The following is a 267-nucleotide window of genomic DNA, read 5'->3' as shown; positions in this document are numbered from 1 at the left end:
TTCGGACACCCTCGGATCAAAGTTTGGTTATCAACTCCCCGAGGCTTATCGCAGATTCCTACGTCCTTCTTCGGCTCCTAATGCCAAGGCATCCACCGTGCGCCCTTAAAAACTTGACCACACACATACATGATCAATAACACTCATTTTTCGAGAGAACCATGAAAACCAACACCACAACAAAGCAGTGTCAGATCCAGGTTCAAACATACTCAAAAGAAATTGCTTTCTCTATAAAGATGCTCGCGTTCACTATGTAGTTCTCAA

The 267-nt window shown here is 43.8% G+C and carries 1 rRNA gene; it reads right to left on the bottom strand.

What is annotated here, in order from left to right:
* Positions 1 to 119, bottom strand: a 23S ribosomal RNA gene (locus JMA46_RS16920); the annotation flags it as partial.
* Between the last annotated feature and the right edge of the window lie 148 nt (positions 120 to 267).

This window comes from Arthrobacter sp. E3 (assembly GCF_017353415.1).
GTDB lineage: Bacteria > Actinomycetota > Actinomycetes > Actinomycetales > Micrococcaceae > Specibacter.
Note: the sequence above shows the minus strand (reverse complement) of the source record. Positions and strands in the feature narration are given on the sequence as shown.